Source organism: Acidithiobacillus acidisediminis, assembly GCF_023277115.1.
GTDB lineage: Bacteria > Pseudomonadota > Gammaproteobacteria > Acidithiobacillales > Acidithiobacillaceae > Igneacidithiobacillus > Igneacidithiobacillus acidisediminis.
Window position 1 is genome coordinate 449,815 of sequence record NZ_JALQCS010000001.1, and the last position, 19,754, is coordinate 469,568.

A 19,754-nucleotide genomic window follows, 5' to 3' on the forward strand; every position below is an offset into this window, starting at 1 on the left:
GCTCTCCCTTCAGGCTCATCCTTCATTGGAAGAGGCTCACTCCTGACCATCGCTCTGGGCGAAGTAAGCCTGCCGAGAAGGCCAAACGGCGCATGTTGTACACGATCACCATCATGCCCATGGCAAAGGAAGCCCGGGCCTAACCGATGATACGAATCTGCTTGCCACCCCACTAGGTGATCGCAGCAAAGACGTGCTCAAACCGCGCTCGCACCTTGGCAATGCGCCGATTACGTCGTTCCTTGCAGGCAGAAATGGGTTTTTCCTCTTTAGCATAGCGCTGAATGTGGATGCGACAACCTTGCGCTTGTAACCGCTCTTCCCATTCTGCGCAAACATAGCCCTTATCGGCATAGATCTCAGCCCTGTGGTTCCATTCGTCGAGGGCGGCCTCCAGGTGCTTGGAGTTGAGCAAACGAAGTCTCCATGGGGCATATCATGCCTGATCAGTCCGATCGCGATACCTCTTTTTGTGTTGCGTTTTTTGATACGCGCTCACGATATTTTTGCACTTTACCAATGCGCTTCATATCACGATCATAGCCATGTGGCGATTTTTGAGAGATATCGTCTGAACATATGGAGTCAAAGGCATGACCACAACCGGTTAGCGCCGGGCGTCTTCGAAGCCGACGAAACGAAAAGATGGCCTAGCTTGGATTGGCCTTCAAAACTGATCTCGAATTTATGTAAAACATTTGGGAGATAATAACTTATGAACTTTGCACGATATATAATCTATTTTTTATCGGCTTTTTGTTTTCTATGGCCTTCCGTTGACAATGCGCAGGCCAATCAGAAGCCCTCGGATCTGGGCGGTAATGGGTATTTAGGCCTATTAATTCCCGTGGGCCCTGCTCATTATGGCGTCATCCTTAAAAAGTTTAAAAAGATTAAATCCGTTCACATAGGTCAGTTTGATTATCAAATTGGAAGTATTTATAAGATTCCTGTAGTTATCTGCATCCAGCCGTTTGGCGGAGAGTTTACGCGCGCGCTTACTGCGCAGGTTATGGTCGATCACTTTAATATAAAAGCCCTACTTTATCCTGGGACATCTGGCGCCCACCTTCCGCCAGGACAGATGCGTGTAGGAGATATTGTAATAGGAACAAAACAAGTAAACTTTGGAAATTTTTACATGTCGCCGACAGGTAGCCTCGTCCCAGATGAGTTTTCTGGAAAGTCCAGTCTTCAGGATTATCAATATTTTTTCCTAAACAAAAAGCTGGAAGAATATACCGCTTGTGCGGCACAATACGTTGCTGACAGAGAAAAGTTACCATCGTGGATTAACGGCGAATTCAAAATACAAAAGCCAGAAATATATTATTATGGAATACAGGGAACGTCTTCAATGTGGCTTGCCGATAAATCTTTTATCAAGAAAACAGACGACGTTTTTCATGAGGTAGACGAAGATGGGGATTGGTTTTCAGCTACGGTTGCAAAATTGGCACAAATTCCTTTTATCGAGGTGAGCACTATATCCGACAGCGTATTTGAATTTAGCGGAAACGGCGTTCCTCCTCAAGGTTCGCATCGGAAGACTGCGTCGCAAATAACACAGAATATAAGCGACAAGATAATGCTAAGAGTAATTAAGATCTATGGCACAAATCTACTTAAAAAGAAATATATTTATCCGTCTGGCGATCCGTATCCGAATTATTTTTACCAGACCCCGAAGGATTCTCGTGGGTTGGTTGAAAGTTGTAAGAAATAGTAACGAGTATTCTTTTAGATGACGTAGTACGCACCAAAGTAATCATTTTATAAACTGCGCGCACTATTTTTGTGCGGTAAGTCAGGCTAGGCGATGTAATCAATTTTATGATGCCTAATTAAAACATGACATTTTATTTGTTGTGTAAACGGCACAGTTTAACCTTTGTACCATAGCACCATCAACTATAGAGGAGAAATTTAGATGAACACCAAACAAGGTAATAAAACCTCCGCCGCCCGACGGTTGCAAGCCGCGGTCTCAAAAATGGCACCAGCGATACTTTATGCGGCAGTAGTAGCAGCGATCAGTGTATCAGCTAGTAAATTCGCTTATGCCGGCGAGACCGGCGTTGTCGCCTCTCCCGAAGGTCAAAATCCTTCTAGTGAGGTGACAGAGATCGGCTCCGTGAAAAAAGTCGCCCCTCCGGAAAAAGCGGTGACCTCCGTCAGTAAGAAGACCGTGACCCATGCATCGCCGGCCCAGAATTTTCAGTCTGTACTGAAGCATGTTCCAGGGATGAACGTAATCTCCCAAGGCCCTGGTAATCTGTCTTCGGTGAATAACGAATTTACCTACCAGGGATTTACAAGCAGCCAGATGGCATCTAACTTTGATGGCGTACCCATTATCAATACCTTTCGCGGTGGCGCCGGCGGAGCAGCTGATGATCATGCCTACACGCCACTTACGATAGGTCAGTTTTCGACGGTGAAGGTATTTAGCGGTGCTAATCAACCCTCGCAAAATGGTATAGACTCGCTTGGCGGCACGATTTCTTACGAGCCCGCATTACCCACATCAAAGTATTATCTGGATGTCAATGCCTCTGGCGGAAAATATGGGTATCGGGGCGGCAACTACACGACGGGTATTGCGGTGAATAGCGGGGCATTGCCAGGAACTGATACCGAAATGTTATTCAAATACTCCTATACTCATGCCCCCAGTTTCATGAACAACATCTTCGCCAAAATAAATTCTTATTATGTTGCGCTGCTCCAACCGTATAATAACGGCTTGTCACAATTGAAACTAATCGCCGTTTATAACAACGAGTCAGCGCGTCAGCCATCTTTGGTGCCGCTGGCTCTGATTGCCCAGAACGGTCGCTCCTACCAGCCACCGCTGGATGTGGCGTCCACTAGCACGAATACCCATGCGTTGAATGTGATCTTATCGTGGAAAAGCATGTTAAACGATTATATGCTCGCCAAGACGAAGGTCTTTATTCAGCAACAAGCAGCGAATAGTACCTCTCTAACGAATTCTTCCTATTATAATCCAAGATATTATGGCTACGCGACTTATGAAGGATACCCGGTGGGGACGAATCTTGAGCCCTGGGCGGCGTTTCCCTCCGCAAACAATAGCTATGATCCGGTAGCGTTGTTTGGATCGGGGGTAGCCGGAACGCAGTTCCTCAATTATATCGATAACATTCAAAGTGTAGGCTTTTTGCCATCGATGACGTTCTTTGCACCGCACAACACCATTGAGCTTGGAGCAATGGTTGATTACAGTCAGGATCATAGTGCCGAGTATTGGTACGGCAGTAGCCCGGTTCCGAATATCGACGGATATAATAACGCCTGGAATGAGCATGATGCGCGTAATTATAATTATATCTATCTTCAGGATAATATTAATCTGCTGAACGGTAGCCTCCATATATACCCTGGCGTAAAATATAACATCGTATCTACTGCTTGTAATGAAGTGCCTGGTTATTATTACAAATACGGCGGCCATGTCAATAATACTTACTACTTCTGGGAGCCATCGCTGGGCTTCTCCTATACACCGATTCATAACGTGAATCTGTATTTTAGCGTGGGTAAGACAAACAAGGTGCCTAACATTAGCGCCTTTTATTCTGTTGTGGGCGCATCCCCCACGCCGGCGCCCATCACTGTTCAGCCGGAGAGTGATATAAGCTTCGATGCGGGTGTGCGATACAGGAGCAATGTAGTATCTGGTAATTTGTCCGTATTCAGGCGTAACTTCAGCAATATCTTTAGCCAGTATTATGATCCATCCACAGGCCAAACCTATGAGTACAATAATGGCAACGCCCTGTATCAGGGGGTTACCCTTGGTTTAGATGTACCCATTAATAACCATGTGTCATTTTTCGGGTCATACAACTACACCAGCGCTAAATACAGTAGTCTATCCACTGGTGTGAACGGCACAGCCTATCCGGGAGAATACCGGCCTTACGTCCCGATGTACTCGGCAACGACTGGTCTACGCTACGAGCACGGCGGCCTATACGCGGCGCTGACCGGCCATTTTGTTGGACGTCAATATATGGCGACCAATAAGGGCGAAACGATTGGTAGGACTTTACCGGCATATGACACGCTCGATTTTACAACATCCTATGAGATGCCGATCAAATCGACCTATGTGAAGTCGGTTAAGTTCAGTCTTTACGCCGATAATATTCTTGACAATAACTATCTGGTCTACGCAGAACAGGTTCTGAAACCGTTCACGTACTACCAGGGGCAGGTAGGCGCACCGGTGTTTGTTGGGAGCAATGTGAGCTTTCGCTTCCAATGAGCGCTGAACGTTTGATGGCCTAAAAGCCTGGTTCTGCAGGCGCCACGCATACCCTTTTGAAGCACGTGTGGCGCCCGCATTCGTTCAAGTCTGGACAAAAATATGGGATTAGTCGAGGTTAGCGCGTGCTGCTGATTGACTGGGTGACTTGATATCTCGATATTGCGGCAAGGTGTGTTGGTACGCGTTGAAAATTACCCAGGTGATTAACATCTTTCGTTTCGGCTTTCGGGATGGAGAAATCAGGGTGATGACCACCATGAACATGCTGGGTGGAGTAAGGCGCTTGTATTGCCAGGGCGGGTTATCCCCGTCGGAGATCGAGCGGCGCACGGGACTGACGCGCAAGGCGCTCCGCAAATGGCTCAATACGGAGGAGCGGACGGAGCCGGAGTGCCGCTGGCGGTCGGTCGGCGGCAAGATCGCACCGTATGCCGAGCGACTGGCGGACTTTACTGTTCCATCTGCTGTCGGAGCTATACAAACACACCAGTGTGATTATCACGACAAATCTGACCTTCGGCGAGTAGACCAGCGTGTTCGGTGCGGCACAGATGACTACGGCTCTGCTGGATAGATTGACGCATCCCTGCCACATCGTCGAAACCTGCCACGAGTCGTATCGGTTCCGACACGCAGTGCAACAGCCAAGGCGCGGATCAAGGTTCGAGAGCAAAGCAAGCGGGGGAAAATCATCACGGTGGAGGAATCGTTCTGACGAAACCGACTGGGAAGGGGGCTCTCTGCAACAGCCCTCCCGGCACATCCAGGAAGCAGAAACTGGCAAAACTGAGCTACACTCATTCGTGGCCGCCACGCAAAATGGCGCCTAATGTGCCTGGGTAAAATTCAACGCGCAGGACTGGGTAATTTTAAACGCGCGCCAAAACTTGGGCTCCGTCGCCGTGGCGATCGCACTGACCTTTGGCCTGGGCGGCAGGGACGCCGCCAGCGTAATTGCGCAACATTGGGCCCCAGGCTATCTGGAAACGCGCAAAAGGGATGATGCGTCTGTCCCTAAAGAACAGAAATAAAATATCTGCGCCGATAGCGATGGAAACCTTAGTCGTTCGCTCTGGGTTCACTCATCGAGATCTTGGATTCGGGATCTCCAAGGAAACCTGCTGCAGGATCCGATCCAGCCACTGGGCAGAGAGACGTTCGAGCAGTCGGTTCTGGCTCTGGCGGGCAACGAGGTTGTCGAGATCGACCCAGGCGAGGGGTTGGTCCTGACCAGCACAGGTGAAGACCGCCCGTGTGCGCTTGCCCGTCTCTGGATCCACCTGCCACTGCAGACATTGTGCGCAAACGCCTTTGAGCATGCACTGCATGGGGCTACCAACCGTGGCGACCGCCTCCAGATGTTGCGGGAAGAGGCGGGCGAAATCGCCCTGCAGTGCCGTCTGAAAGCCCTTGAGCAAGCCGGTGGAGCCCATGACCATGAGTCGATCGACCTGCTGCAGGGAGATACCACCCTCAGTGCCCTGCCCCGCAAGCCGACCGGCGCCATACTCGCGCAGGAGCTGCACCATGTCGGCAGCCTCGACACTGAGGTCTTGCGGACGCCGGGCCTGGATCAGCGGACCGCGGGCAGTACACCATAGGATCTGGTCCGCCGCGGCTTCCAGTTCCTCCTGATGATCCAGCTCGCTGGCCTGAGCAAAAGCGGCAACGTAGAGCACCCGGTTACCGGCGGCGCGCAGTGCCGGACCGATGTCGAGCATCACCGCGGCACCCCAGCGCCCGGCAACGACCGCGATGGTCTTGCCTTGGGGAATATCCGTCGGCGCCCCCGTCGGCCCCATCAACAGAACCGCATCGCCCTCCTGTAGGCGCCCGGCAATGCGCGGGGCCGTGCCCCACTGCAAGACCATCAAGCGAATCAGGTCTCCCTCTACCCCAGCGCCGCTCACGGTGAGGACTGGGATCTGCAGGCGGGTGCCCTCGACCACGGGGCTGCCGGTCTCGAAACTCTGCAGGCGGAAGAATTGTCCCGGCTGGAAATTTTTCGCCGCCGCCGGGGCCTCTACCCAGAGCTCACAGACCGCCGGGTTGCTGCGATCGATGCGGCGGATGCGCGCGCCGAGCTGCGCCGCCAGACGTCCCTGAAAAGCGGCAAGATTGCGGGTCGCTGCAGGTGGCAGAATCTCCATCGCTGCCAGCACATCGGGATAGCTGCGCTTGGCCGAGGCAATGGCCTTCACCACACTACCGTGATACACCGGATGGGTGTCGCCAATAAAACTGACGCGGTGACCCGCTCCGTCCTGATAGGAAGTGAATGGCCCGGGTTCCGGCGATTTACAGTGTTCTGCCACCTGCACGCTCTGTACACTGCGATCATGGTGCGCCAGATGGGGCTGAAAATGATCCCCATCCAGTTGCAAGGTGCCCGGATACTCCCGCTCATAAATGGTGTTCGGCACCGTGCCGGCAGCGACGAAGACCCCGCGGGCCGGCAGCCGCAACTCTTCGCTCGTCGCCACCCAGCGCCCCTCTTCTTCTCGCAACTTGCGGAACACCATCGCCTCGACGTGGCCATAGCCATCCAGATCGGCACGCAGGGGATCGACCCCTTCCTGATAGAAGAGCCCCTCTTCCATCGCCTTGATGAGTTCTTCATGGTTACGGGTGTACGCAGGGGATTGCCGCATGCCCTTGCGATAGGCGAGGGTGACCCCACCCCAGGCGTGCAGTAGCGGAATGAAATTCGGCTTGTCACCGGCGGCAGCAGCACGCTCGCGCTCGGCACGGACAGCGCGACCATGCTCGAGGAACTCCTCAAGAATACCGAGGTCCTCTGCCGACAGGCCGGCACGCAGCTTTTCCTCACCGACTTCCGGCAAGAGGGTCTCATAGCGCGCCAGAACCTTCTCCACCTGCCGAATATAGTAGGCCTGCACTTCCGTCGCGGTATCCACCGCCGTCAGACCGCCGCCAATGACCACCGCCGGCAGGCGCACCTGCAGGTTGGCGAGACTGCTCTGCTTGCCGGCGCCGGTGAGCTGCAGGGCCATGAGGAAATCACTGGCCTGCCGCATACCACGGGCAAGACTGCCAGGCAGGGACAGGACGCGCGGTAGGCCGGCACCCGTGGCCAGACAGACATGATCAAAGCCGAGCTCCCAGGCATCCTCGAGACGCAGGGTACCGCCCAAGCGCACGCCGCCAAAGATCTGGAAACCGGGGCGACGCAGCAGGCTGAGATAGATCAGTTTCAGGAAATTCTTGTCCCAGCGCACGGTGATGCCGTACTCGGCGACGCCGCCAAAGCCGAGCAGGATGCGCTCATCGAGATCTTCCTGCAGCGAGGACCAGTCGCGCACCGGGGCATCCCGCAGGGATGCTGGTAGCGGCTCGATCTTCAGGCCATCAACGCCGACCACGCTGCAACCGGCCTGAAGGAGATGGTGCGCCATGGTGAAACCCGCCGGTCCCATACCAGCGACCAGGACCTTGCGACCGTTGTCTGCGGCGGCACAATACTGCTCCTGCCGCAGGGGATTCCAGCGCGTCAGCAGGTCATAAATCTCCACCCCATAGGGTAATTCCAGCACGTCCGTCAGAATCCGTGTCTCGACCTGAGGGATATTCACCGGATCCTGCTTCTGATAGACACAGCCCTTCATACAGTCGTTGCAGATGCGGTGCCCGGTGGCCGGGACCATGGGATTGTCGACCATGATCATGGCGAGAGCAGCGATGCTGAAACCATCGCGCCGCAGGATCTGCATTTCCGAGATCTTTTCTTCCAGCGGGCAACCGGTCAGGGTGACACCCAAGGGATCGACCTTGAAGCCGAGCTCCGGCACGCCCTTTTTCTCCGGAAAGCCGCGCGAGCAGAAATCACCGTCGTGGTCGTGGCAGTAGAGACAGTAGTGGACCTCGCTTTGCACGCTGCGCAAATCCATGCGTTGGTCGGTGAGATGGAAGGCATCGCGACGACGCCAATGGGCCGGATCGGCTGCCAAGGGGTGGTCGGGACGAAATTCTGCCCGCTGCAGGGGAACCAGGGCCTCATGGTCCATGCGCTCAGGCAAGCGGAAACTCGACCACTCCCGCACCGCCATCCGCGCAGCCGGGTCGCTCAGGGCCAGGGCGCACCACTGGGTCAGGCGCTGGACCTTGGCGGCGTTTTTGGCCTCGTCTTCCAACCAGCCCACGCCCAGACGGGCGATCGACCATTCCCGATCGTCGGCAGGTAAGGCGGCCGCATGGATTTCCTGATCCAGCCAACCCTGCAGATCGGCAAAGCTCTCGGCAAATTCACCGCGAAACCGCCGGCCGCGGCGCAGGACATAGAGCTTCTTGAACTCCATGACCACGTCTTGCGCACGGATGCTGTCCTGCAGTTTCCGGTTCTCCGCCTCGATGGCAAAGAATTCCGCCAGAAACTGCTCGACATGCGGGGCGAGGCGAAGCAGGAGTTCACTGCGTTCTTGCCCATCCTGGGCTGCCTGACCGGAACGATGATCAAGCAAAAGTTGTGCGAGATCTGCATCGCGTGCACGCAACGCATCCAGAAAAACCGCGTCCAGACGTTCCGTCATTCCCGCCTGTACATATTCGGAAAAAGCAAAATCACTCAGCTTCAGCACCGTATACTCCCTGCATACCCGGCCGGCAGAAGCCGGCCATTTTGCGCCCCAGCGGTCTCAGATGTCGAGACGCGACACATAGCGTGCATTTTCTTCGATGAAACGGCGGCGTGGCTCGACCGCATCGCCCATCAACATGGAAAAAACCTCGTCTGCGGCAATGGCGTCTTCCACGTCAACCCGCACCAAACGCCGGTTCTCCGCATTCATGGTCGTCTCCCAGAGCTGCTCCGGGTTCATTTCACCCAAGCCTTTGTAGCGCTGGATCTCGACCCCGCGCCGGGCATCACTGAGCAACCATTGCATGGCCTCGCGAAAGCGGCGCACATCGCAGCCTCGCTCGCCCCGTTCGATCCGCGCCCCGGCGGCCAAGCCCGCCTCTACCTCGCGGGCGTAGCGGGCCAGATGGCGAAAATCACTGCTGGCGAAAAATTGGCTGTCCAGATAGCGCTGCTCGCGGCTACCGTGAAACTGGCGGCTGAGCAACAGACGCGGTTCCTCGGCACTCCCCACCCAGTCCAACTGCCACTTTTCCCCCGCCAAGGCGGTCGTGTCCAGTTCCACTGCCAGGGCCTGGACATAGGCGCCCCATTCAGCATCCGTGGCAGCTTCCACCGGCGCCGGCACACTGGCCATAGCCCACAGCATCGGCTGGGGATAGCGACGCTCCAGACGGGCAACCAAGCCATCGATGTTCTGATACTGCCGCATCATGGCAATGAGTTGTTCACTGTCTACCGACTGGTCCTGGCGCGGGATAAAGTTCGCACCCTGCATGGCAATTTCGCGCAAGTAGGCGGCTAACTCGTTGTCATCCTTGATATAGCGCTCATCCCGCCCCTTCTTCACCTTATATAGCGGCGGTTGGGCAATGTAGACATGACCGCGTTCCACCAGCTCCGCCATCTGCCGGTAGAAAAACGTCAGCAAGAGGGTGCGGATATGGCTGCCGTCCACGTCGGCGTCGGTCATGATGATGACCCGGTGGTAACGCAGCTTGGCGACATCGAAATCTTCCTTGCCGATCCCCGTGCCAAGGGCGGTAATCAGGGTGCCGATCTCATCGGAGGACAACATGCGATCGAAGCGCGCTCGCTCCACATTGAGAATCTTGCCCTTGAGCGGCAGGATGGCCTGGTGGCGACGATCCCGCCCCTGCTTGGCAGATCCACCAGCGGAGTCGCCCTCCACCAGATAGATTTCACACTTGGACGGATCCTTTTCCTGACAATCCGCCAGTTTGCCAGGCAGGTTGGCCACGTCCAGCGCGCCCTTGCGCCGGGTCAGCTCGCGCGCCTTGCGCGCCGCCTCCCGAGCCCGTGCCGCCTCGATAATCTTGGCGGCAATCGCCTGTGCCTCCTTGGGATGTTCGTCGAGGAAGATGGTCAAAGCCTCGGTCATGGACGACTCGACAATCGGCTTCACCTCGCTGGACACCAATTTATCCTTGGTTTGGGAGGAAAACTTGGGGTCCGGCACCTTGACCGAGAGCACCGCTGTCAAGCCCTCTCGCGCATCGTCGCCCGTGGCAGCGATCTTGGCCTTGGCCAGCAGTCCCTCACGTTCCATGTATTGGTTGAGGGTACGAGTGAGGGCGCCACGCAGGCCGGCGAGATGGGTACCACCATCGGCCTGGGGAATATTGTTGGTGAAGCAGAGGACTGATTCGGTGTAGCTGTCACTCCACTGCAGGGCGGCCTCTACCGTTACCCCATCGCGCTCGCCGGTGAGGGAGATGATGCTCGGGTGGATGGCGGTACGGTTGCGGTTGAGGTGCTCGACGAAAGCGCGGATACCCCCTTCGTAGTGAAAATTCTCCTCCCGTCCCTCACCCCGCTCATCGACCAGACGAATTCGCACGCCCGAGTTCAAAAAGGCCAGTTCACGCAGCCGTTTGGCGAGGATCTCAAAATGGAAGCGGGTTTGCGCAAAGATTTGCGGTGACGGCAGAAAGCGGATCTCAGTTCCGTGCTTGCGAGATTTTTCTCCCTGGGCCAGGGGGGCCACTGGCTCGCCATCGCGATATTCCTGCGTCCAGACATGGCCATCGCGCTGAATGCGCAGTCGCAACCAGCTCGACAGCGCATTCACGACCGATACCCCAACGCCATGCAATCCGCCGGATACCTTGTAGGCGTTGTCATCAAACTTCCCGCCGGCATGGAGGACGGTCATGATCACTTCGGCCGCCGAGCGCCCTTCTTCGGCATGGATGTCGACGGGGATACCGCGGCCGTTGTCGATGACGCCGAGAGATTCATCTTCGTGGATGGTAACGACGATCTGGTCACAATAACCGGCCAGGGATTCATCAATGGCGTTATCGACCACCTCGAACACCATGTGATGCAGACCACTGCCATCGTCGGTATCGCCAATGTACATACCGGGGCGCTTGCGCACCGCCTCGAGGCCACGGAGCACCTGAATGCTCGAAGAATCATAGTTTTTGGTCATTGGATTTCCTCAATCAAGTGGCCTGCATGTAGGCGAAAAATGTTGCCGCCAAGTTCTTCGGGATCTTCCGTACTGGCGGCAAAAATCTGGGTGTGCAGGGCCTGGAGCTCCTGCATCCACCAATGTCGGGCAGGGGCATCGAGTTCTGCCGCAAAATCGTCGATGAGAATCACCGGTAAGGCCGCCCCAGCCTCCTGTTGGGCGGCAATCTGCGCCAAACGAAAGGCAATTCCCAGCAAGCGGAGTTGACCCCGGGACAACTGCTCGGCAGCCGGATGGCGCTGGGCGCGAAACTGCAAGCGAGCCCGATGCGGTCCGCTATGGGTGTACGCAAACTGACGGTCCAGGGCAAGATCTCGCTCCAAGGCCTCAGCGAATTCCCCCGTCCATCCCGGGTGGAGGACAAAATCTACCTCTTGGATGGCCTGGGGTCCCGCCGCCCAAATCCGCTGAAAATGACCTTGCAGGGCATGAAGATGGGTTTCTCTTTGTTGCTGGATGGTAGTACCCAGATGCAGGAGCGCCGAATTCCACGCCTCGGGACGCAACCCTTGACGCAGAGCTGCATTGCGCTGCTTCAGGGCATGGCGATAGGCGCGCAAGGTGCTGCCATAGCCACGATCCGCGTAGTACAGCCCCCAATCGAGGATGCGCCGGCGTTCTTCTGCGGGGGCAGAGACAAAGTGCGCATTGCCTTCATGCCAAGCCTGCAGAGGGAGGGTGTCGAGCAGTTCCCAGGCGCTGTGGATGCGCTCGCCATCACGGGACAGCTCGCGTTGTTCGCCCTGCCGCCGCATTCCCACGAAGCCCGCGTTGCCCTGACTGAGACGGGCACCCAAGAGATAGTGTTCACTGCCATCACGAATCAACTGCCGTTGTCCACGGCGCCAACTCTGACCCATGGCCAGCAGATGCAACGCTTCGAGTACGGTGCTCTTGCCCACGCCATTGGCACCAATGAGCCAGTTCCAACCCGGCTGGGGATGCAAGCGAAGCTGGGAAATGCTGCGCAGATTTTCGATCTGTAGCTCCACTACCGGCATCACAAACGGATGGGCATCACAACATAGAGGGGGTTATCACTCTCCTGGCCACGCAGGAGGGCGCTGCTACCACTATCGCGCACCTGGATCAGCAGTTGTTCGCACTGGAAGATTTGTTGCGCGTCGAGCAGATAGCGGGTATTGAACGCAATTTCCGTGGGTTCTCCTTGCAGTACGGCAGGCACGCGGATCTCGCCTTCCTCCTGTTCTTCGTTGCGACTCTGCAAAACCAGTTCTTCTGCCTGAAACTGCAAGGTGCAGGCGGGATTCTTGTCACTGGCGATGACGTCGATCTGCTGTAGGGCTGTTTTCAGAGTCTGACGATCGATTACACATTGGGTGGGCTGAGCTAGGGGAATGACGCGGCGATAGTCCGGGTAATTGGCATCCACAAAACGGCTGGCAAATTCCTGCTGTCCCTGCTGCATGCGACAACCCTGTTCGTCAAAGCTCCACGCCACATCGCCCGCATTGAGGATACGCTGCAGTTCCAACACCGCCTTGCGCGGCAGGATGCCCTGAAAGGGTTCTGCCTCGGGCGCATGAGCAAAGGGAATTTCCATCCGCGCCAGACGATGTCCGTCGGTGGCAATGAGGCGCATCTTCTGCTCTTGAATTTCCACGAACACGCCATTGAGAAAATAGCGGGTGTCGTTATGGGCCATAGCGCTGGCGGCTACACTGAGTCCGCGCTGAAGATCTTCGCCATCACAGTTGCCGGATAGGCGCGCAGTCCGTTCCGCCATGATGGGAAAATCCTGGGCCGATAAGGTGGGAAGGGTGAAGCGTGCTGATCCTGCGCGTAGGGTGAGACGTTCACCATTTTTCTGCATGAGAATTTCTGTGCCGTCGGGCAAGGTGCGACAGATGTCGTAGAACTTGCGTGCGGGGATGGCGGTCTGCCCCGGTTCTTCCACGTGGAGTTCCAGTTCCGCCATCAGTTGGATTTCGGAATCGGTAGCCAGCAGCTGTATCCCCTTCTCGCTGCTGCGCAGCAAAAGGTGCGAGAGAATGGCTTGTACCGGCCGACGATCGGCAATGTTCGCCATGGCAGCGAGAACGGGAAGGATCTCATCTTTTTGCACGCGAAGTTTCATAGGCTTCTCTCCCAAAAGAAGAATAAATATCTTTTCTTTGTTTTATTATGATTATTAAGGGCCGATCTGCCTGTGGAAAAGCACCACAAGCCGTTGATCGAAAGAGTTCTCGCTAAGCGGTGATCGGTCCTGGATTCCTGTGGATAAGTCGGTATACTTGGGGACGATTTGGACCGCGGATTCCATCCCCAGCTCAGTACCCGAGTTGTTCCGGGGCTTATCCACAGCTTTTTCGGCTCGCTCATCCGCCCAGTACCCGCAAGATATTGGTGTAGTCCTCGGCCACCTGAGAGTCGCTCTGGCGCAGCTTTTCGATCTGGCGACAGGCATGCAGGACTGTGGTGTGGTCACGCCCCCCAAAGGCCTCACCGATTTCTGGCAGGCTGTGCGAGGTCAGCTCCTTGGTGAGTGCCATAGCGATCTGCCGCGGCCGGGCAATGTTCCGGCTCCGGCGTTTGGACTGCATTTCCGAGCTGCGAATGTGAAAATATTCGGCCACCACCTTTTGGATATTCTCCAGGCTGATCATGCGCTTTTGCACGTCGATCAGATCCCGCAGGGCCGCCTTCGCTGTCTCGACATTGTAGGGCTTACGGGTGAAGTTGACGTGGGCGATGACGCGGCGTAATGCGCCCTCCAGTTCACGCACGTGGGAGCGGATCTTCTCGGCAATGAAAAAGGCGACCTCGTGGGGTAGTTCCACCCCCGCCTCTTCGGCCTTGCACAGGACAATCGCCATGCGGGTTTCCAGATCGTGGGGTTCGATGGCTACGGTCAGGCCCCAGCCAAAGCGCGACTGCAGGCGTTCTTCCAACCCTTCCACTTCCTTGGGGTAGCGATCGCAAGTAATGATGATCTGGCGGCCGCCATCGAACAGGGCATTGAAGGTGTGGAAAAATTCTTCCTGGGTTCGATCCTTGTTGGCGAAGAACTGGATGTCATCGATGAGGAGCACGTCCAGTTTGCGATAGCGCTGTTTGAACTCGGCGGTGCTGTTGTGCTGCAGGGCACGCACCATATCCATGATGAAGCCCTCGGAGCTGATATAGAGGATCTTGGCTTGTGGATTTTCCCGGAGAATCTCGTTGCCTACCGCATGCATGAGGTGGGTCTTGCCCAATCCTACGCCGCCATAAATATACAAAGGGTTGTAGGATTTTCCTGGATGCTGGGCGACCTGGCGCGCCGCGGCTACCGCCAGTTGGTTCGATTTGCCTTCGACATACGCCTGAAAGGTGAAGCCGTTATTGAGGTGATGACCGTTCAGTCGGCGCTCGGGCGCCGGGGGGGCTACTCTCTCCTCCACGGCAGCGACTGCTTTCGTCTCCAGCAACGCGATGCGCAAGTGGAGTCCTGGGAGCAGATCATGCAGTTCCTTTTCCAGCATTTCCCGGTAATGATGTTGCACGCGGTCACGGACGAAGGTGTTGGGGGCGAGGAGCAGCAGTTCCTCGGCGTGCAACTCGGCGTGCAGGGGACGCAGCCAGGTGTTGAACTGCTGTGCCGACACCAATAATTCCATGCGGACGCTGAGAGCGCTCCATAACGCTGCTCCGTCCTGGCTTGCCGTTTCGTTACTCATGGGGTCCTTGTCATGGATACTGCTGTCTTTCCCGGCGGCGTGCAGCGCCGAGCGCTACATTAACCATCAACATCGTACCTGAAGGCGGGAGTATACGACATGGCCCTTTTCGCCGCCAGCGAAGGCTTTCGGGTGTGCAGTTAGGAGATTGTTTCATGGACATTTTTTCTTCTTCCAGAGCGGCTGGTGCCATCGTCATCACGGGTGCCGGTAGCGGCATCGGCGCGGCCCTGGCGCGCTGCTATGCGCGACCGGGCCAGAGCCTTTTGCTTTTGGGCCGGCGGCGCGATCCCCTGGAACGGCTGGCGGCAGAGTTACGGCAGCTGGGCGCCGACGTGGAGCTGGCGCCAGTGGATGTCCGCGCCGCGGATGCCCTGCAGCACATCGCCGCAGATTTCGCCCGACGGCGGGGGGGTGTTTCCCTCCTCATTGCCAATGCGGGCATCAGCATCGGTAGCTCCTGCAGCGAGCCCACCGATTGCGCCGTCTTTGCCGAGATCATCGATACCAATCTCCTGGGAATGCACTATACGGTGGCCGCATTCTTGCCCCACATGGTGGCGGGCGGCCGGATTGTGGGCATAGGCAGTGTAGCGGGCTTTCGCGGCTTGCCCGGTGCGGCGGCCTACGCAGCGTCCAAGGCTGGCGTAGCGGTGTATCTGGAGAGCTTGCGCTTGGAACTGCGTCCGCGTCGTATCGGGGTGACTTGCATTGCACCGGGCTTCATCGCCACACCGATGACGGCGGACAATCCCTATCCCATGCCTTGGTTGATGCCCGTGGAGCGGGCGGCGCGACAAATGCAGCGGGCCATCGAGCGGGGCCGACGCCTTTTTGTCTTGCCCTGGCAGATGCTGCTGCTCAGCTTGCTCTTGCGCGTCGTGCCAGCGGGCATCTATGCGCGGTTTTGGCCGCAAGATCTGGCCAGCAAAGCGCGCCGGACCGATTAGTTTTCCACAACGCACTCATAATCGAGTTGCAAGACATTTCTCCACAGATTCTTACGATAAATTCTGTAACTCAACGGTTTTTATGAATTTAATTATGAATATTTTCTATCAAATCAGCCCATCGCCAAAGAATCGTCATTGACAGGCTCCCTATACCGATTCTATCCACAAAGTTATCCACAGAAAAACGCCCCCGTTTGGGGGCGTAGGAGTCGGCAGAACCTTTTCTCAAGCCGCCAGGCGCGGTTTCAGGAACCAGAGCTGAATCAGGCTGAGGAACATCTCCAGCAGCGCGATGGGACAGGACAGGGCACCACCAATCAGGACCAACCAGACAAAGGCGGGATTCTGGTGGGTAAGGAACCAGCCCGCAAAATCCACGGTCATGGCGATGAAGGGCAGGATGATCAAGACGTATTTCGGTGCTGTCGGGAAACGCGCCTTGCTGAAGATCCAGCCGGCGATCCAGAAGATCACACCAAGCATGGTGAGATGGATCATGCCATTGAGGAGCATGGTGTTGATGCTCATCCCGGTGTCGACCTGGGCCACCTTCTTCACATCGTCGTAGTTGGCGAGAGGCGGGTTATGCAGCACCTTGCTCATGGCAACGCTATGACACTTCAGGCAGTTCCCGGCAATCAAGGGTTTGATACTGCTTTCATATTCTGCCTTGCTCTCGCCATTGGCAATCCAGTGATTCACTGCCTCGGTCATCTTTGGCTTTTCACTGGCCGGCATCCCGGCAAAGCCCATCATGCGCGGCAATACCGCCTGGATGGTCGATGAACTGCGATTCCCGTAATAATGTTGGGCCACGGCCTGTACGGTGAGTCCGTGCTGGCCACCCACGGTGACGTAGACATAGGCCTCCGCCACCAACAGTCCCAAACCGACCAGAAAAATGAAGCCGGTGTGGACCAATTTTTCTGCTATACTCAGCTCCGGCAATTGCCGCATAGTGAAAACCTCCCTTTTTGCTTTTCACCGTTTAGGGCAAGCAATTATCCTGCCGAGATCCATGTCCAAGCCAGCACCATCCTCTCGTCCCGTCGTTCTCAGCATTGCCGGCGCCGATCCCAGCTCTGGAGCGGGTCTGCAGGCCGATCTCCTGACTGGGGCAGCGCTGGGCGTGCATGTCTGCACGGCCCTGACGGCCTGGACGATACAGGATTCCCACGGCGTGCAGCGGGTGCAGGCGCTCGATGCGGCGGATACCCGCGCGCAGATCGACGCGCTGCTGGCAGATTTTCCTGTTGCGGCGATCAAGATCGGGCTGATCGGCTCGCTGACGATGGCGCAGATGCTCGCGGAGCTTCTTGCCACACGGCGTGACCTGCCGGTAGTGCTCGACCCGATCTGGCGGGCGGGGGGTGGACAAGAGCTGGCGGCGGCGGCCCTCTACGATTTTCTGCGCGATGTACTATTGCCCTTGGCACGGATTGCGACGCCCAACCTCCCCGAGGCCCTGCAATTGAGCGGAGCGGACTCGATGGATGCAGCGGCGCGTGACTGGCCCAGTGAATGGCTGTTGATCAGCGATGGGCACGGGAGCACGGGAGAGCTCGATAATCGTCTCTATCAGCGCGGCAAGCTATTTGCCCGCTATCCGCAGAAGCGCCTACCCGGCGAGTTTCATGGTACCGGTTGTACCCTGTCTACCGCCATTGCTGCCAGCCTCGCGCAAGGTAAATCGATGCCGGCGGCCGTGGGCACCGCCCTCGCCTTTACCCATGCGGCGGTGGAACGGGCCTACCGATTGGGTAGTGGTCAGAGTTTTCTGGAGCGCGGGGCGTTTCACCCATGATGCGCGCGCGCGAACGCATCACCGGCCTTTATGGCATCACCGATACGCAGCTTTTGCCCGGCAACCGGCTGCTCGAGCAGGTGGACATCGCCCTGGGCGCCGGCTTGCGCCTACTGCAATATCGGGATAAGAGTCAGGAAGCGGAACGCCGGGAGCGGGAGGCGGCAGCCTTGTTGGAACTGTGCCAGGCACAGGATGCCTTGCTGGTGATCAATGATGATCCCGTGCTCGCCCGCGCAGTGGGGGCGCCGGCGATCCACGTAGGAGAGGAGGACCCGGACATCGCGGAAATCCGCGCGTTTCTGGGGCCAGAGATCCTGATAGGGGTGTCCTGTTACAACGATCTTCGGCGGGCCCAGAACCTTGCCGCTGCCGGTGCCGATTACCTGGCCTTTGGCGCCATGTACGCTTCAGCGACCAAGCCGTCGGCCCGATCAGCGCCCCTCTCGCTCTTTGCGGCGGCGCGTCCCTTGGGTTTGCCACTGGTAGCCATTGGCGGGATCGGGCAGGATAATGTGCAGGAGGTGGTCGCGGCAGGGGCCGACGCCGTAGCCGTGATTTCCGCCCTGTTTGGGGCGCCAGATGTCGCTGCCGCTACTCGCGCCCTGCGGGCGCCCTTTCTACGGCAAACACAGGAGAAGCCATGACCAGCAGTGCCGAACTCTTTGCCGCCTCTCAGTGCCGGATTCCGGGCGGCGTGAACTCGCCGGTGCGCGCCTTTCGCGGCGTCGGCGGTGATCCACTGTTCATTGCCCGCGCCGAGGGGCCCTACCTCTGGGATGTCGAAGGTCGCCGCTATATCGATTACGTGGGTTCCTGGGGCCCCATGATTCATGGTCATGCCCATCCCGAGATCCTTGCTGCCGTGGCCGCGGAGATGCAGAAGGGTCTGAGTTTTGGTGCACCCACCGCGATCGAATTGGAGCTTGCGGAAGCGGTCTGTGCCCTGATGCCCCATATCGAGATGCTGCGCATGACCTGCAGTGGCACCGAAGCGGTGATGACCGCCATTCGTCTTGCCCGCGGCTACACCGGGCGCGAGTACATCATCAAATTCGAAGGCAATTATCATGGTCACAGCGATAGCCTGCTGGTCAAAGCCGGATCCGGGGCCCTGACCCTGGGCCAGCCCTCCAGCGCCGGGGTACCGGTAGAGCTGAGTCGCGAGACCCTGGTTTTACCGTACAACGATCTCGAGGCGGTGGCGGTAGTGATGGCAGAACAAGGCCAGCAGATTGCCGCCATCATCGTCGAGCCCATTGCCGGAAACATGGGCTGTGTGCCGCCCGAGCCCGGTTTTCTCGCGGGACTGCGGGCGCTTTGTGATCAGCACGGTAGTTTGCTGATTCTGGATGAGGTCATGACCGGCTTTCGCGTCGCGCCGGGGGGTGCGCAGGGGCTGTATGACATTCGCCCGGACCTCAGCACCCTGGGCAAGATCATTGGCGGTGGTCTACCCGTGGGGGCCGTGGGCGGTAGCCGGGAGATCATGGAGTATCTGGCGCCCAATGGACCGGTTTATCAGGCGGGTACTTTGGCGGGGAACCCCCTGGCCATGGCCGCCGGTCTGCGTACCTTGCAGCTCTTGCAAGAGCCAGGGTTCCACCAACGCCTTGGGCAGCAGACGGAAAAACTCTGTGCTGGCCTGGCCCGGGTTGCGCAAGAGGCCGCTGTGCCGTTGTTCATTACCCAGGTGCCGGGGATGTTTGGTCTGTTCTTTACGGCGCAAACCGTTCGTAGCTTTGCGGACGTCATGGCCGCCGACAAGGAGCGTTATGCGCGTTTCTTTCATCTTCTCCTCGCCGAGGGGGTTTACCTCGCCCCCAGCGCCTATGAGGCGGGCTTTGTTTCCGCCGCCCACGATGATGCCATTATCGATGCCACGATCAGTGCCGCGCACAAGGCACTACAGCAACTCTGAGGAGC

The 19,754-nt window shown here is 57.1% G+C and carries 12 protein-coding genes and 2 pseudogenes; 7 read left to right on the top strand and 7 right to left on the bottom strand.

All coding sequences use genetic code 11. The annotated features are described in order from the left end of the window. Nucleotides 1–22: 22 nt before the first annotated feature. Nucleotides 23–409: pseudogene (locus M5D89_RS14390) on the bottom strand (transposase); the annotation flags it as partial. Between the two features lie 306 nt (nucleotides 410–715). Between M5D89_RS14390 and M5D89_RS02300 the strand changes: the two are divergent. The 3 genes and pseudogenes from M5D89_RS02300 to M5D89_RS02310 all read left to right on the top strand — a co-directional run. Then, on the top strand, nucleotides 716–1,726 hold the full coding sequence (locus M5D89_RS02300; protein ID WP_248884121.1) for a phosphorylase family protein: 1,011 nt from the start codon (nucleotides 716–718) through the stop codon (nucleotides 1,724–1,726). A 204-nt stretch (nucleotides 1,727–1,930) separates the two neighbouring features. Continuing rightward, nucleotides 1,931–4,294: a TonB-dependent receptor gene (locus tag M5D89_RS02305; protein ID WP_248884122.1), complete on the top strand. Its 2,364-nt coding sequence runs from the start codon at nucleotides 1,931–1,933 to the stop codon at nucleotides 4,292–4,294. A gap of 452 nt (nucleotides 4,295–4,746) precedes the next feature. Continuing rightward, nucleotides 4,747–4,959, top strand: a pseudogene (locus tag M5D89_RS02310) (ATP-binding protein); the annotation flags it as partial. A 420-nt stretch (nucleotides 4,960–5,379) separates the two neighbouring features. Here M5D89_RS02310 and M5D89_RS02315 read toward each other — a convergent pair. From M5D89_RS02315 to dnaA, 5 genes are all read right to left on the bottom strand, one after another. After that, nucleotides 5,380–8,892, bottom strand: coding sequence for an FAD-dependent oxidoreductase (locus M5D89_RS02315; protein WP_248884123.1), 3,513 nt, complete (start codon nucleotides 8,890–8,892; stop codon nucleotides 5,380–5,382). A 57-nt stretch (nucleotides 8,893–8,949) separates the two neighbouring features. Beyond that, a complete protein-coding gene (gyrB, locus tag M5D89_RS02320) occupies nucleotides 8,950–11,349 on the bottom strand; it encodes a DNA topoisomerase (ATP-hydrolyzing) subunit B (protein WP_248884124.1) in 2,400 nt (799 codons plus the stop codon). Beyond that, entirely contained in the window at nucleotides 11,346–12,392 is a 1,047-nt protein-coding gene (gene recF, locus M5D89_RS02325) for a DNA replication/repair protein RecF (RefSeq protein ID WP_248886420.1), read from the bottom strand. Before recF ends, gyrB begins: the two co-directional genes overlap by 4 nt. Continuing rightward, entirely contained in the window at nucleotides 12,392–13,489 is a 1,098-nt protein-coding gene (dnaN, locus tag M5D89_RS02330) for a DNA polymerase III subunit beta (protein WP_248884125.1), read from the bottom strand. Before dnaN ends, recF begins: the two co-directional genes overlap by 1 nt. A 241-nt stretch (nucleotides 13,490–13,730) precedes the next feature. Beyond that, entirely contained in the window at nucleotides 13,731–15,071 is a 1,341-nt protein-coding gene (dnaA, locus tag M5D89_RS02335; RefSeq protein ID WP_248884126.1) for a chromosomal replication initiator protein DnaA, read from the bottom strand. A gap of 155 nt (nucleotides 15,072–15,226) precedes the next feature. On the opposite strand from dnaA, the gene M5D89_RS02340 reads away from it, so the two are divergent. After that, nucleotides 15,227–16,021, top strand: a complete 795-nt coding sequence (locus tag M5D89_RS02340) for an SDR family oxidoreductase (protein ID WP_248884127.1) — start codon at nucleotides 15,227–15,229, stop codon at nucleotides 16,019–16,021. Between the two features lie 228 nt (nucleotides 16,022–16,249). Here the strand turns inward: M5D89_RS02340 and M5D89_RS02345 are convergent, their stop codons facing one another. After that, nucleotides 16,250–16,981 carry a hypothetical protein gene (locus M5D89_RS02345; protein ID WP_248884128.1) on the bottom strand — a complete coding sequence of 244 codons (732 nt, stop codon included), beginning with the start codon at nucleotides 16,979–16,981 and terminating at the stop codon, nucleotides 16,250–16,252. A 61-nt stretch (nucleotides 16,982–17,042) separates the two neighbouring features. On the opposite strand from M5D89_RS02345, the gene thiD reads away from it, so the two are divergent. The 3 genes from thiD to hemL are packed head-to-tail and all read left to right on the top strand — an operon-like array spanning nucleotide 17,043 to nucleotide 19,749. Further along, a complete protein-coding gene (gene thiD / locus M5D89_RS02350; RefSeq protein WP_248884129.1) occupies nucleotides 17,043–17,828 on the top strand; it encodes a bifunctional hydroxymethylpyrimidine kinase/phosphomethylpyrimidine kinase in 786 nt (261 codons plus the stop codon). Beyond that, complete coding sequence (gene thiE, locus M5D89_RS02355) at nucleotides 17,825–18,475, top strand: thiamine phosphate synthase (protein WP_248884130.1); 651 nt, start codon at nucleotides 17,825–17,827, stop codon at nucleotides 18,473–18,475. Before thiD ends, thiE begins: the two co-directional genes overlap by 4 nt. Beyond that, nucleotides 18,472–19,749 carry a glutamate-1-semialdehyde 2,1-aminomutase gene (gene hemL, locus M5D89_RS02360; RefSeq protein ID WP_248884131.1) on the top strand — a complete coding sequence of 426 codons (1,278 nt, stop codon included), beginning with the start codon at nucleotides 18,472–18,474 and terminating at the stop codon, nucleotides 19,747–19,749. The genes thiE and hemL overlap by 4 nt, the downstream gene beginning before the upstream one ends. The last annotated feature ends 5 nt before the right edge of the window (nucleotides 19,750–19,754 follow it).